This window comes from Kosakonia sp. R1.Fl, from assembly GCF_023516815.1.
Taxonomy (GTDB): Bacteria; Pseudomonadota; Gammaproteobacteria; order Enterobacterales; family Enterobacteriaceae; genus Kosakonia.
Map to the genome: position 1 here is coordinate 3,318,120 of NZ_JAMGSQ010000001.1, position 13,060 is coordinate 3,331,179.

The 13,060-nt window shown below is 52.6% G+C and carries 8 protein-coding genes; 5 read left to right on the top strand and 3 right to left on the bottom strand.

Translation table 11 applies throughout. From position 1 onward, the window contains the following. Nucleotides 1-172 precede the first annotated feature (172 nt). From fliT to fliD, 3 genes are read right to left on the bottom strand one after another with little or no spacing between them, the layout of a single operon-like run. Complete coding sequence (fliT, locus tag M8Q36_RS15700) at nucleotides 173-532, bottom strand: flagella biosynthesis regulatory protein FliT (protein WP_065368154.1); 360 nt, start codon at nucleotides 530-532, stop codon at nucleotides 173-175. Further along, complete coding sequence (gene fliS, locus M8Q36_RS15705; RefSeq protein ID WP_017458358.1) at nucleotides 532-942, bottom strand: flagellar export chaperone FliS; 411 nt, start codon at nucleotides 940-942, stop codon at nucleotides 532-534. Before fliS ends, fliT begins: the two co-directional genes overlap by 1 nt. 23 nt (nucleotides 943-965) lie before the next feature. Beyond that, nucleotides 966-2,384: a flagellar filament capping protein FliD gene (gene fliD / locus M8Q36_RS15710; protein ID WP_249881505.1), complete on the bottom strand. Its 1,419-nt coding sequence runs from the start codon at nucleotides 2,382-2,384 to the stop codon at nucleotides 966-968. A 240-nt stretch (nucleotides 2,385-2,624) separates the two neighbouring features. On the opposite strand from fliD, the gene M8Q36_RS15715 reads away from it, so the two are divergent. The 5 genes from M8Q36_RS15715 to M8Q36_RS15735 all read left to right on the top strand — a co-directional run bounded on the left by M8Q36_RS15715 (nucleotide 2,625) and on the right by M8Q36_RS15735 (nucleotide 13,044). After that, the gene (locus M8Q36_RS15715; protein ID WP_017458356.1) at nucleotides 2,625-3,530 is read left to right on the top strand and encodes a flagellin N-terminal helical domain-containing protein; all 906 of its coding nucleotides are present in this window, start codon (nucleotides 2,625-2,627) and stop codon (nucleotides 3,528-3,530) included. 183 nt (nucleotides 3,531-3,713) lie between these two features. Then, nucleotides 3,714-4,619, top strand: a complete 906-nt coding sequence (locus M8Q36_RS15720; RefSeq protein ID WP_020454183.1) for a flagellin N-terminal helical domain-containing protein — start codon at nucleotides 3,714-3,716, stop codon at nucleotides 4,617-4,619. A gap of 199 nt (nucleotides 4,620-4,818) precedes the next feature. After that, entirely contained in the window at nucleotides 4,819-5,724 is a 906-nt protein-coding gene (locus tag M8Q36_RS15725; protein ID WP_065368156.1) for a flagellin N-terminal helical domain-containing protein, read from the top strand. Nucleotides 5,725-5,908: 184 nt separating this feature from the next. Next, the gene (locus M8Q36_RS15730; protein WP_249881506.1) at nucleotides 5,909-9,556 is read left to right on the top strand and encodes a glycosyltransferase; all 3,648 of its coding nucleotides are present in this window, start codon (nucleotides 5,909-5,911) and stop codon (nucleotides 9,554-9,556) included. A gap of 47 nt (nucleotides 9,557-9,603) precedes the next feature. Then, on the top strand, nucleotides 9,604-13,044 hold the full coding sequence (locus M8Q36_RS15735; protein WP_249881507.1) for a glycosyltransferase family protein: 3,441 nt from the start codon (nucleotides 9,604-9,606) through the stop codon (nucleotides 13,042-13,044). The last annotated feature ends 16 nt before the right edge of the window (nucleotides 13,045-13,060 follow it).

A 13,060-nucleotide genomic window follows, 5' to 3' on the forward strand; every position in this document is an offset into this window, starting at 1 on the left:
CCATGCTCCAGAATGAGACGCTGGAAGTATGGCTGAGATTTCAGAAACGACGAACCGCTACGCACATATTGGTGTGGGAATTTGTATTGCGAGATAAGAACGGGAAAAGGGGGGTAAGGCGAAAACCGTAGCGGGTGATGGACTGTTCCTGTATCACCCGCCGGGTATGAGATTAGATCTCGTTGGGGAATAAAATGTTTCCAGAGAGACGTCCATATGTCGAATGTAGGTTATGTTGTCGGGATGTCTGTCCAACCAATGTCCGCAGCTCGTCCATTCGCTGGCTTAACAGTTCTTTGAGTGAAACTTCATTGTCCAGAATTTGCTGTAACAGCGGGCGAATTTGCGCCTGCATTTGAGGCGCGACTTCACTAATGTCCTGGAACTGTGTCAGTTTCTCCACAGCGGTAATGTATTTCAACTCGTGCTCAATGAGTTCGTCCCAACGCCCTTCCTTCGCGAGGTTAAGCATGGTGCGGCTGGTGACCAACAGCTGCTGATAGTGGTGGAGCAACCCGAAATTTGCTTCCATTAGTAAGTGTCCCGCGCGTTTTGATTATTGGGGCCAATCTCTTTCCAGGCATCAGCAATGTTGTTGAGCAACGTTGAAACTTCATCAATGGCGGAGAGGTCATTGTGGAGATTAGCCTGTAAAAGACGTCGTGTCATATAGTCATAAAGACTGTCCAGGTTTGCGGCGATCTCGCCACCGACTTCGTGGTCGAGACCGGCACGCAAACCGTTGGTAATGATATTAATAGCCTTTGAAAGCGCCTGTCCTTTACCGGGAATATCTCCCTGCTCAATCAGGATCGCAGCCCTTTTCATGGCGCTTAACGCGCCATCAAAAAGCAGTACCACAAGCTGATGCGGGCTGGCGCTCAGGACGGCGCTTTCCACGCCGACCTGAGCATAAGCCTGAGTTCCCGATTTCGTATACATTTCAAACCTCAACGAATACTTTATTAATTGGTCTTGTTAAATTGCTGGGTCAAATAGTTACCGGTTGATTCCAGTGACGATACCAGCGTACTTAAACTTGTAAATTGCGCTTTATAACGAGCCATGGTTGCGGTGATCTGGTCGTTAACCCGGTCATACTGCTCAGAGAGCTTTTTCAGCGTCTTGTTAATCCCATCGGTTGCATTCTGCACGGTGCCGTCAGTACCGAGGAAATCGTCCAGCAGATTGCTGGCCTGCGTCGCAAAACCTGTGGTTTTGCCATCACCGGTCAGGAAGGAGATCACGTCAGTTGATTTTTCCGTCAGCGCTTTGTCGAGCTTGGTGCTGTCAACGGTCAATTTGCCGGAGACATCCTGGGTAATACCCAGCTGCGACAGAATGTTATAGCTGCCACTGTTGCTCTGCGAAGAGGAGAGCAGCGAGCGCAGACGCGTCTGAATGTTACGCAGCGTACCGTCACCCAGCAGATCGCCGTTAGAATTGTCCTGAGACGTACTGCCCTGATCCACTTTCGTGTATTTTGTCTGGTTGGCAATGGTCGTTTGCAGTGAGTTATAAGCATCAACAAACGCCTGCACCGCGGCAGTCATTGGCGCGTTATCTTTGGTTACCGCCAGCGTTTCCGGGCTGCCGATATTGGTCTTGTTCAGCGTCAGCGTTACGCCTTCCGGCGCATCGGTGATGGTGTTACTGCTACGCGTGATCGCCACGCCGTTGATCTTCAGGTTGGCGTCAGCAGCGGCAACCTGCTGCGTCATGGTATTGCTGGCGCTGCCGGCGTTACTTGAATCATAACTAACGTACTTGGCTAATTCGGTATCATTAGTGGTGATCGTCATCTGGTTGGTGGTACCGCTATCGCGCGAGGTCAGCGCCAGATAGTAGCTGCTGTCATCGGCTTTAATGATACTTGCGGTCACACTTCCTGCTTTCGCGTTGATCGCATCACGGATATCCGCCAGGCTGGTCTTATCGCTTGCCAGCGTAACGGTCAGCGGATCTTTTTGACCCGGTTGGGTGATCGTAATGGTACGCGAGCTCAGGCTGCTATCACCTAAATCCGTATCTTTACTTGCCGCTTTCGGGCTGAGCAGCGACTGCGCTGCTGCCAGCGACGTCACTTCAATAGAATATGATCCCGCCGTTGCACTGGTCGCCAGGGAGGCGGTAAACGCCGTGTTGGTGCTGGAAACTTTGGCCGATGCAATTTTGGAGGTGTCTTTCAGCGCGTTGGCCGCTGTTTGCAGTTTGGTCAGCGACGTCTGAACGATACCCCAGGCAGTGAGTTTTGCTTTATACGATGTCTGCTGAGTGGTAATTGGCGTCAGCCTTGTCTCTTCGGCCGTCTGCAGCTGGCTATACAGCGTACTGAGCGACGAACTTAAGCTGGTGCCTGCTCCGATAGAACTAATAGTTGCCATTTCTTTATCCTTCAGTTTTAGACAATCACTGTGGGGATTATCGGCAGCGACTGCGAAAAGATTAGAGGGTTTTTTTTAAAACAATGGCGAAATAAAGATAAAGAATAGCGGGCAGTTTGCGGCTTTAAAAAAATGATCTTTTTTTCTAAAGGTTGCTCGGAGGCGGTCGATAATCAGGGTGACGGTGAGAAAACCGTAGGCAGATGCCTGAATCTGATAACTTTTTTAAGGAATTACATCATGGCTGTTATTAATACTAACACCCTGTCTCTGATGACTCAGAACAACCTGACTAAATCTCAGTCTTCTCTGGGTACGTCTATTGAGCGCCTGTCTTCTGGTCTGCGTATTAACAGCGCTAAAGATGACGCTGCTGGCCAGGCAATTGCTAACCGCTTTACTTCTAACATCAACGGCCTGACCGTTGCTGCACGTAACGCGAACGATGGTATCTCTCTGGCGCAGACCGCTGAAGGTGCGCTGAGCGAAATCAACAACAACCTGCAGCGTATCCGTGACCTGACCGTTCAGGCACAGAACAGCTCTAACTCTGCATCTGACATTGACTCCATTCAGGCTGAAGTTAACCAGCGTATGGAAGAAGTGAACCGCGTAACCACCCAGACCGACTTCAACGGCATCAAAGTGCTGAACACTGGTTCCGGCACCAGCAGCTACAACTTCCAGGTTGGCGCGAAAGACGGCGAGCAGATCTCCATCAGCCTGACCTCTTCTGATTCTTACAACCTGTACAACGCTACCGGTGCAACTTCCCAGACTTCCGGCCAGACCATCAACGGTACTGCACGTTCTACCGCTGCTGAAGGCTTCGACGTTCTGAGCGGTACAGTGAACAGCGGCGGTACCACCAACGGTAACCCGCTGGCAGATATCGATGCGGCAATCAAAGCGGTTGACACTCAGCGCAGCCTGCTGGGTGCATCCCAGAACCGTTTTGAATCCACCATCACTAACCTGAACAACACCGTGAACAACCTGTCGTCCGCACGCAGCCGTATTCAGGATTCTGACTACGCGACTGAAGTGTCGAACATGTCCCGCGCGCAGATCCTGCAGCAGGCTGGTTCTTCCGTGCTGGCTCAGGCCAACCAGGTTCCGCAGACCATGCTGTCCCTGCTGCGTTAATCGCAAATTACGTAGTATCAGAAAGCGCCGCTTGTCGGCGCTTTTTTATTTCTTTGAAAAATAAGCCGAATAAAAATAAAAAAATCCCTAAAGAGTTCGTTAACCCCGTCGATAACAATTAGGACGGTGATGAAGCCGCTGGCGCATACCGGAATATAAATTACTCAATGAAGGATAATAATCATGGCTGTTATTAATACTAACACCCTGTCGCTGATGACCCAGAACAACCTGACTAAATCTCAGTCTTCTCTGGGCACCTCGATCGAGCGCCTCTCTTCCGGTCTGCGTATCAACAGCGCTAAAGACGACGCTGCAGGCCAGGCAATTGCTAACCGTTTTACTTCTAACATCAACGGCCTGACCGTTGCTGCACGTAACGCGAACGACGGTATCTCTCTGGCGCAGACCGCTGAAGGCGCACTGGGCGAAATCAACAACAACTTGCAGCGTATCCGTGACCTGACCGTTCAGGCACAGAACAGCTCTAACTCTGCATCTGACATCGACTCCATCCAGGCTGAAGTTAACCAGCGTATGGAAGAAGTGAACCGCGTGACCACCCAGACCGACTTCAACGGCATCAAAGTGCTGAACACCGGTTCTGGCTCCAGCAGCTACAACTTCCAGGTTGGCGCGAAAGACGGCGAAACTATCTCCATCAGCCTGAGCTCTTCCAACTCTTACAACCTGTACAACGCTACCGGTGCAACTTCCCAGACTTCCGGCCAGACCATCAACGGTACTGCACGTTCTACCGCTGCTGAAGGCTTCGACGTTCTGAGCGGTACTGTAAGCAGCGGCGGCGCTACCGACGGTAACCCGCTGGCAGATATCGATGCGGCAATCAAAGCGGTTGACTCCCAGCGCAGCCTGCTGGGTGCATCCCAGAACCGTTTCGAATCCACCATCACCAACCTGAACAACACCGTGAACAACCTGTCTTCCGCACGCAGCCGTATTCAGGATTCTGATTACGCAACTGAAGTGTCGAACATGTCCCGCGCGCAGATCCTGCAGCAGGCTGGTTCTTCCGTGCTGGCTCAGGCCAACCAGGTTCCGCAGACCATGCTGTCCCTGCTGCGTTAATCGCAAATTACGTAGTATCAGAAAAGCGCCGCTTGTCGGCGCTTTTTTATTTTGTGATTTGCGCATATTTTCGACGAAAATTGCTCAAAAAATAGAAAAACTACTAAAGAGTTCTGCGAGGTCGTCGATAACAATTATGACGGTGATGAAGCCGCTGGCCCATACCGGAATATAAATTTCTCACTGAAGGATAATTATCATGGCTGTTATTAATACTAACACCCTGTCGCTGATGACCCAGAACAACCTGACTAAATCTCAGTCTTCTCTGGGCACCTCGATCGAGCGTCTCTCTTCCGGTCTGCGTATCAACAGTGCAAAAGATGATGCGGCTGGCCAGGCAATTGCTAACCGTTTTACTTCTAACATCAACGGCCTGACCGTTGCTGCACGTAACGCGAACGACGGTATCTCTCTGGCGCAGACCGCTGAAGGCGCGCTGGGCGAAATCAACAACAACTTGCAGCGTATCCGTGACCTGACCGTTCAGGCGCAGAACAGCTCCAACTCTGCCTCTGACATCGACTCCATCCAGGCTGAAGTTAACCAGCGTATGGAAGAAGTGAACCGCGTAACCACCCAGACCGACTTCAACGGCATCAAAGTGCTGAACACCGGTTCCGGCACCAGCAGCTACAACTTCCAGGTTGGCGCGAAAGACGGCGAGCAGATCTCCATCAGCCTGACCTCTTCCAACTCTTACAACCTGTACAACGCTACCGGTGCAACTTCCCAGACTTCCGGCCAGACCATCAACGGTACTGCACGTACTACCGCTGCTGAAGGCTTCGACGTTCTGAGCGGTACTGTGAACAGCGGTGGCACCACCGACGGTAACCCGCTGGCAGATATCGATGCGGCAATCAAAGCGGTTGACTCCCAGCGCAGCCTGCTGGGTGCATCCCAGAACCGTTTCGAATCCACCATCACCAACCTGAACAACACCGTGAACAACCTGTCTTCCGCACGCAGCCGTATTCAGGATTCTGACTACGCAACTGAAGTGTCGAACATGTCCCGCGCGCAGATCCTGCAGCAGGCTGGTTCTTCCGTGCTGGCCCAGGCCAACCAGGTTCCGCAGACCATGCTGTCCCTGCTGCGTTAATTCGCAACCGCTTAAAAAAGGCATCTTCGGATGCCTTTTTTTATCTGCAATCGCCAGATATAACGCCTTTTCTGTTAGCTGTTTTGCCTCTCGATCTTTCTTTCGTCCTCCAGAATATTGCATAACGACAGGAACGCCTTTTGCTATCACCCCGGCGGTTTGCGCGGTGATATGAGGATGACAGATGCAAAGCATACTAATCAGCGTTGATCAATTTGACGCGTTTACCCCCCATACCTCTGAACTTATCGATATTGCGGACGCCTTGCTGGCCAGAGGCTGGCGCGTGGATGTCATTAGCTCAACCGCCGGGCAGAAGTTAACGAGTGAAATTGCACGCCTGAGCGCGACAGGGCGTTTTACTGTCATCACCGAAAAGCAGGGGGCGCTGGAAACCTATTACAACGCCATCTGGATCTATCGCGGTTTCTTTAGCGAAAAGTTACTTGATGCTATCGAAGCCGGGAAACTCGACGGCGCGATGATCTTCCGCCATTTCAGCGATTACAACGATCTCTACTTGCCGTGGGGCGTGGCGCTGGAGAACCAGTTTGCCGCGCTGACGCTGGATCTCTCCGCGCGCACTTCAGCCATCTTGCTACAGACCGGTGTGGAGAACGCGCAGCTCAAACATTTACCGTGGTCAGTACCGGCCAGCTTTGGCGCATTTACCCGCACGCGCGACGCGCAAACCTTGTCCCGCGTTCTTTATATAGCGGGCAAAATGTCGGCAGAAATGTATGAAGTTCAGCAGCAGGCGAGGGAGGCGGGCATCCAGATCGAGTGGTTCGATCTGAGCCAGCAGGTACAACGCCTCGAACCGGCCTGGCTGGAACAGTATGACGTGATCATCGGTAATGACGAAAGCGTGGCGAAAGCGCTGACGCTTGGGATCCCGCTGTTCCTGGTTAACGAAGGTTACGTTGAAGGTTATCTGAATGCCGATAACCTGGCGCGTCATGAAGCCGATCATTTCTGCGCGGTGACGCTGCACAACTGCCCGGACGCCAATGAGTGGGTGGAGCTGCTGCAAAGCGGTTATGCCAGCGCACGCGAGTGGGCGCTGGCGCAGCGTGCGACTTTTGTCAATAAATGGACGCTGGATACCGCGCTGGAGGCCATTTTTTCACTGCCGTTGGTGGAAAAACCCCGCCAGCTCGATAACAAAGCACGCTATACGCTGAACTTCCACAGTAAAGCGGTGCTGGCGCAGCAGCAGACCAGCGAGTACTCCTTCAGCCGCTGGCTCGAAGATCGCCAGATTAGCGATGCGCGCCGCGAAGCGCTGCTCTCTTTCGCTGGCGCAAACCCTGACAAAGCCAGTATCGGCGTGGTTATCCTTGGCGATAACGACCGCAGCGCGCAGACCAGGCGCTCTGTGGAAAGCCAGTCACTGGCTGCCGCCAGCATTGATGTCATTGCCGATGATAACGCCTGGCCTGCGGCAGTAAATGCGCTGCTAAGCACGCGGGATGCCGATGCGCTGCTACTGATCCCCGCCGGTTTTACACTGCGGGATGATGCGTTGTTGCGCTTTGCCGAACAACGGATGCAGCAACAAAGTGCCTGGCTGTTTTACTGCGATGAAATGACGCGCGCGGAAAACGGCGAACCACTCCTGACGCTGCGTCCTGATGTCAATATTGACCTGCTGCGCGGCGTGCCGTATGTCGGCCGCGTTCTGCTTTTTTCGCGTGATATTGCCCGCCAGCTTGGTGGCCTGAACAGCCACTATCCGCAGGCGGCAATGATCGACTTGCTGTGGCGCTTTGTTGAAGGGCAGGGAACACCGGCGCTGGGCCGCGTTGCTGAAGTGCTGGTGGAAAGCCCGGAAGCGGCGTCGTGCTGGAGCGAAAATCCGGCGGTGGTGGCCGAATGCGAACAGATTTTACTGGCGCACCTGCAACGGCTTGGCATTCAGGCCTCGCTGGAAGAGGGGTTAGCGGCGAACATCAAACGCCTGCGCTACCACTGGGACGCAAAGCCGCTGGTGTCGATCATTATTCCAACCCGCGATCGCGTTGCCCTGCTCAAACGCTGTATTGAAAGTTTGATGGAGAAAACGCGTTATCAGCACTATGAGCTGTTAATTGTTGATAACCAGTCGGTGGAAGAGGATGCCTGCCGTTTTCTCAATGATCTGGCGGAGCTGGGTATCGATCAGGTGCGCATTTTGCGCTACGACGCGCCGTTTAATTTTGCTGAAATCAACAACGCTGCGGCGCAACAGGCGCGCGGTGAGGTGCTGGTTTTTCTCAATAATGATTGTGAAATTATTGATGGCGGCTGGCTTGATGCCTTGCTGGAGCAGACGCTACGCCCGGAAGTGGGGCTGGTTGGCGCGCGTCTGGAGTATCAGGATGGTCGTATTCAGCACGGCGGCTTTTTGCTCGGCGTGCAGCATGGTGTGGAGGTGGCGTTCGACGGTGCCGATGGCGAAAGCAACGGTTTCCAGCACTATCTGAAAACGCCGCGTAACCTGGCGGCGGTAAGCGCTTCCTGCATGATGGTGCGCAAAGAGGTCTTTTTCGCCCTCAACGGTTTTAACCAGGAAACCTATCCGCTCTATTTTGCCGATGTCGATCTTGGGTTACGCGCGCAGCAGCAAGGTTATCTCAATGTCTGGACACCGTACGCCCGCGTGAAACATATGGGCGGTGCCACTCGTTTACTGGGCGATAAGTTCCATGTGCAGGAGCGCCCGTTACTGACGGATTTTGCCACGCTGCGTAATGAATGGCGGCAAGGGCTGCTGGCAGAACCGTCATACCATCCGTTAATGCAAAAAGCGGGGCAGGCGTTCACGCTCAGCGCGAGCCTGGCGCGCCTGCATCAGCCGTTGCCGGGGCGGCCGCTGCCGGTGGTGCTGGCGCACCATGTTAACTGGGTCGGCGGCGGGCACCACCGGGTGATGCAACCCTTCAAAGCGCTGGAACGTCACTTGATGATTGAAGGCGGCCTGACCAACACCATACCTGGCGTGATGGAAGCTGCCGCGCAGCAGCCGGATGTGATTTTGCTGGAGCTGATTACCGGCAGCCGTTTCCCGCAGATTATTGAGCAGTTACGCAGCACCAGTAATGCCAAAATCGTGCTCGAATATGATGACTACCTGCTTAATGTGCCGATCAAAAATGGTTCTCGTCAGCACTTCCCGCAGCAAATGGTGAAGAATTTTCGCAAAGTCGTCGACAGCGCGGACTGGCTGGTGGTTTCCACCGCGCCGCTGGCGGACGCCTACAGCCGTTTCCATAGCGACATCCGTATTGCGCAAAACCGTCTTGCGCCGAACCAGTGGGAACATCTGTTGAGCGAGCGTGGCACGGGCAAAAAAGTGCGCGTTGGCTGGGCGGGCGGCAGTTCTCATACCGGCGATCTGGAGATCTTGTTGCCGCTGATTAAAGAACTGGAAGGGAAGGTGGAATGGGTCTTTATGGGCATGAAACCGCGCAATATTCGCTGTGAATTCCACCCTGGTGTGCCGTTTGAAATGTACCCGGAAAAACTGGCCAGCCTCAATCTTGACCTGGCGTTGGTGCCGCTGGAAATTAATCAGTTCAACGAATGTAAGAGCAACCTGCGTCTGCTGGAGATCGGCACCTGCGGTGTGCCGATCATCGCCACCGACATTGTGCCTTACCGTTGCGATCTGCCGGTGACGCTGGTGGAAAACCGCTTCAAAGACTGGATGAACGCGGTTCAGGCCTATATCAACGATGCCGATTTACGTCATCGGCAGGGCGATGCGCTGCGTGAAGCGGTGCTGAATAACTGGTATTTGCGCGGCGCAGGTCTGGATGACTGGCAGCAGGGCTGGTTACCGAAAGCATAATTTTCTCTGCCAGGCCGGCGGGCCTGGCAAACGTTCAAGGAATATCGATGAATAACCTCGCTCAGTACCCCTATCTGATTGTGGCACCCGATTACTCGGAAGCGTCGGCCGGGATACAAGTGCTGCATTTTTTTTGCCAGACCATAAACAACTCGGGCGGCAAAGCGTGGATTGTGGGCGGGACGGTTAACCCAAAATGGAATACGCCGCGTCTTACGGAAGATGATTACGCGCAGTTACAGACGTCAGGCGAACCGTGGATTGCGGTCTACCCGGAAGTGACGAGCGGCAACCCGCTGCGTGCGCCGGTGGTAGTGCGCTATATGCTCAACAGAGAAGGGGTGATGAATGGCAATCGCCTCGACTTTTCGCCTGATGATCTGTTTTTCTGGTATCGCGTGGAATTCGCCGAAAAAGAGTTTCAACCGGCGCTGTTAAATATTGAGAATTACGATCTCGATCTGTTCCAGGATGATAACCCGCATAAGGATCTGGACTTACTTTATATTAACCGCTTACCCGCCAGCGTTATTGAATATGACAAATTGCCGAAAAATCTGACGATACTGAGTATGCAAAACCCGCTGCCGCTCGACGAACTGGCAAAAGTTCTCAAGCGTGGGCGCGTGTTATATACCTATGAATCTTCTGGTACCTGTCTGCTGGCGAATTTATGTGGTTGTCCGGTCGTTGGGTTAATCGCGCCAGGTTACGAAAGCTATGCATTAAGTGAAAAAACGATACGCGAAAACGGTAATGCAGGTTATACGCTGGTGAATACCCCGGAAGCTATCGAACACGCTCGCGAAAACCTGTATAAGTCGCGCGAGCAATTATTACTGAGACGCGAACGATCGCTGGTGCAATTCAGGGACTTCATAGAAAAAACACAACGTAAAGCACAAGAAAAAGCACAACAACATTACCGTAATACGTTTCAGGGTTGGCTTGAAAATAGCGTGGCGGAAAAACGCATTGATACGCGCTCTTCACTGGCGTTGCTGTTCGTTATTCTCAATCCGCACGGCGATAGCGCCGCTGTTAATATCACCGTGGATTCTTTACGTGGGCAATCAGGCGATTTGCCGAATGCCCGCATCCTTCTCGTGCAGGATGGCGCGCATCACGACGCAACGGATAACACCCTCTCGGTTGTCGATTTTCAGCATTACCAGCACCATTTTGCCAGCCTGGTTCAGAGCGCTGCTGCCGACTGGTTACAGGTGGTTCCTGCCGGTGTGACCTACAGGCATGACAGCGTGTATCGTTTAGCCCGAACACTGCAACAGCGCTCCGCTGTGCAGGCTATTTATGCTGATGAAGCCGTGAAGCATGCGGATTCGGTGACGCATTTTTTCAAGCCAGAATTTAATCTTGATCTCTTTGTCAGTGCGCCATCCCGTTATTTGCAACGGGTTTTCTTTCGCGCCTCGGCATGGCTGGAATGCGGTGGATGGGACACTAACGCAGGATCGGCTTTTGAATTCGATCTCATCACAAAATTGATTGCCCGTTATGACACCGCCGCGATTGGTCATTATGCGGATATCGTCAATATTGTTGACGAGAAAATGCTCACTCCCGCAAGCATTGAAATTGAGGGCGGCATCGTTGGTTCTTTCGCCGCGCAGCGTAATTTGCCAATAGATCATGTGGAGTATAGCGACGGTGTCGCGTGGCGGATCCATTACCCGCTGAATAATATGGGGCGGGTGAGTATTATCTTAACCCATAATCATGATGCTAATTTAATGACGCGCTGTATCGCGTCGCTGGTGGATAACACCGACTGGCATGATTACGACATTATTATCCCCGTGATAAATACCACCGACGCGATTGTTTTGCAGACCGCGCGGGAAGTTGAAAAACTGTTACCCGGCAAGGTTCAGGTGCTTGAGCTGAATAACTGCAGTGAGGTGCAGGCGGTAAATATTGCTGCGTCACATGCTGCGGGCGCGTCTTTGTTGTTATTAGACGTAAGATCGGTTTTCGTCTTAAAAAGCTGGTTAAACACCTTACTCAATCCGATGGTGCGCCCGGAAGTGGCGTGTAGCGGGCCGAAGATCATTAGCTTTGATAAAAAGCTTATCAGCGCAGGAATGATTGTTGGCGCGGATAACGGCATCGCGAATGTCGGTGCCGGAGAAGACTGGCAATCTTTCGGCTATCAGGCACGTTATCAGTGTGAACAAAACTATTCCGTGCTTAATAGCCTGTGTCTGCTTATCAAAAGAGAATGTTTCACGCAGGTCGGCGGGCTGGATGAAAAATACACGTCGCTAGAAGTGAGTTCAGCCGCGTTTTGCCTTGCTGTGCAAAAAAAGGGCTACGTTTCAGTCTGGACGCCGTATAGCATTATTGCTTCGGACAATTACCACTTCATGCAGAGCGAGTATCAGCAATCCCTGTTATCGCAAATGACCGCGCTGATGGAAGAGTTCAGCGAGGTATTTGCAGGCGATCCCGCGTATAGCAACTCTTTATCATTGAGTTCGCCACTCTTTACGCTGGACGCCAGCGTTACACAACACCGCGTATGTGTAAGCCCGGCGCACACGCCGGTGGTATTGCTGGTATTGCGTTCGCAGACCGTTTATACAAAACGCTTAACGCACTATTTCCGCATGATGGAAGAAGCCGGTGAGATCGCACTCGTTATCAACGATGCCTTGCCTGCGCTACCGGCGTTACTCAGAATGCGTCCCGCCATCACCCTTTTGGATGCTCAGTTTAGTGAACGTGATATCAGCACCGTTACGCAATTTCGCGCGCTGGCGGGGAAGGTTGTGCACTGTCTTTTCGATGAAAATGCCGAGCCGCTGATTGCATGCCAGAATAGCCAACCTCTGCCGTTTGATCGCTGGCTGGTATTAAATTCCGCGCTGGAAAAATGGGGACGCGGCAAAGGGCTAAACGTTCTGCGAATCCCTGATTACCTCCCGCAAGAATGGTTTTTACAGGGGAATGCCGTTGCGGTGAATGCTCCACGCCGCGTGTTATGCCCTGTTTTTTCTCTCACCGGGAAAGAGCGGGATTTCATCTGGCAGTTGATCGAAAAAACGCATCACATTGTTGACTGGTATATTTTTGGCGAGTGCCCAGCCAGCTGGTACCCGCTGGTGAAGGGCACCTTCAGATACCATGCTAATCCTGTCTCGGTTGAGACACTGGATGCGCTGAGCCCGGATGCGGTGATGTTGTTCCGTGATAATAATCATGAGCATCGGTTTGCGGATAGTTATGCCGTGTTGCAGTACGCCGCACGAAATATCACCGTTATGTGCAGCGATTTCCCTTGTTTCAGCGAGTATGACTTCGCGACGAAACTGAAACCCAAAATGGCACTGTGGACGCAGGCCATCGAGGATTTTGCCACTACAGGCAACGCCGCCTGCGAGAATCAAGAGCAAATCAATTCGCTGCTAAAACATCGCTATCTCTTTGATGAGCCGCGCCAACAAGCGCTGCTCGCCATGCTGAAATAATGCGTAATTTTGCGGC

Bases quoted from the DNA above. Each gene is read 5' to 3' on its own strand.
- fliT (WP_065368154.1), bottom strand. From the start codon at position 532: ATGGAAGCAAATTTCGGGTTGCTCCACCACTATCAGCAGCTGTTGGTC.
- fliS (WP_017458358.1), bottom strand. From the start codon at position 942: ATGTATACGAAATCGGGAACTCAGGCTTATGCTCAGGTCGGCGTGGAA.
- fliD (WP_249881505.1), bottom strand. From the start codon at position 2,384: ATGGCAACTATTAGTTCTATCGGAGCAGGCACCAGCTTAAGTTCGTCG.
- M8Q36_RS15715 (WP_017458356.1), top strand. From the start codon at position 2,625: ATGGCTGTTATTAATACTAACACCCTGTCTCTGATGACTCAGAACAAC.
- M8Q36_RS15720 (WP_020454183.1), top strand. From the start codon at position 3,714: ATGGCTGTTATTAATACTAACACCCTGTCGCTGATGACCCAGAACAAC.
- M8Q36_RS15725 (WP_065368156.1), top strand. From the start codon at position 4,819: ATGGCTGTTATTAATACTAACACCCTGTCGCTGATGACCCAGAACAAC.
- M8Q36_RS15730 (WP_249881506.1), top strand. From the start codon at position 5,909: ATGCAAAGCATACTAATCAGCGTTGATCAATTTGACGCGTTTACCCCC.
- M8Q36_RS15735 (WP_249881507.1), top strand. From the start codon at position 9,604: ATGAATAACCTCGCTCAGTACCCCTATCTGATTGTGGCACCCGATTAC.